The sequence below is a fragment of the Virgibacillus alimentarius genome, assembly GCF_000709085.1.
Lineage (GTDB): Bacteria > Bacillota > Bacilli > Bacillales > Amphibacillaceae > Virgibacillus_B > Virgibacillus_B alimentarius.
The window spans coordinates 1-1,270 of record NZ_JFBD01000143.1 but is presented as its reverse complement, the minus strand read 5'-3'; the positions used below and the strand labels follow the sequence as shown (position 1 = coordinate 1,270).

1 protein-coding gene is annotated in these 1,270 nt (G+C 36.8%); it reads right to left on the bottom strand.

Annotated elements, in window-relative coordinates; all coding sequences use genetic code 11:
* A partial coding sequence (locus GZ63_RS0116150; RefSeq protein WP_029271349.1) for an IS256 family transposase occupies window positions 1–1,128 on the bottom strand: 1,128 nt, incomplete at its 3' end.
* Window positions 1,129–1,270: the final 142 nt, after the last annotated feature.

Genomic DNA, 1,270 nt, shown 5'->3' with positions numbered 1-1,270 from the left:
CTCACAATCCATCAGTACTGCGCCTATTAGGCGGAAGGCAGAGGATGTATTAGGAAAGATTCGAATAACACCTTCCCTCTTCCTCACTTCCGAATTTAATCGTTCTAACACGTTTGTCGTTCGGATATGAATATGGGTATCTTTGTCCTCGGCATAAAACTGAATGGCGTCTTCATAGCCAGCATCGAGCGTTTCTATGGCTTTTACGTATTTCTTATCGTCTTCAAATTTTTCTATAAATTCATCTTTTAACATTCTTGAAATTTTCTCTGTAGGTGCTTTAAAAATCTCTTTCAGATATTCTCTTGCTTCTTTAGAGCCCTTTTTAGGCATCGTTTGAATAATATTCCTTAAAAAATGTACTGTACAACGCTGCCAGCTTGTGTTAAGAAAGTTTTCCATGATCGCTGACTTTAAGCCTTCATGCGCATCAGATATGACGAGTTTAGGGGGCTGTAAACCTCTTGATATTAATGATTCAAAGAACTCATGCCAGGTCTCTTTGGATTCAGTCCCAGCCACTTTAAAACCTAGAATCTCTCGTTTATCTTGGCTATTCACGCCTAAAGCAATATAAACAGCTTTAGATACAACTCTGTGATATTCACGAACTTTAATATACATCGCATCGACATAAATATAATTATAATATTGCTGGTCTAAAGGCTTTTGTGCCCAATCATTGACAATAGGATCTAGTTTCTTTGTGAGCCCAGAAACCATAGATTTAGAAACTTTTTCTCCACATAGCTGTTCTACAATTTTTGTCACCTTCCTAGTAGAAACACCGTTTACTACCATTTCTAACATAGAAAGCAAGAAGGCTTTATCACAGCGTTTATACTTCTCAAAAATATCCGTTGAAAACTCACCACGGCGTGTACGTGGAACCTTTAATGGCACTTTCCCAACATTCAAAATTAAATCTCTTTCATAGTACCCATTTCTGTAATCATGTCGGTTTTCACTACGTTCATGTGTAGTGTTTTTCATGTACCGATCTCTCTCCATCTCCATGTATTCGTTGAACAAAACAACGATGGATGATTTCACAACATCATTTAAATCAGATTTCATCACTTCGTCTTTTATTTTTTCAAAATCTAGGTTAAACTGTAATTGGGTCATTATTAATTCCTCCTACTTTGTATTCGTCGTTGAAAACATTGTATCACAAGGAGTTAATATGACCCTTTTTGTTTATCCTTTTCTTTTACACAATTATATGGACTTAATCCTATAGCCGGGAAGTCGCGCGACCTCGGGTTGA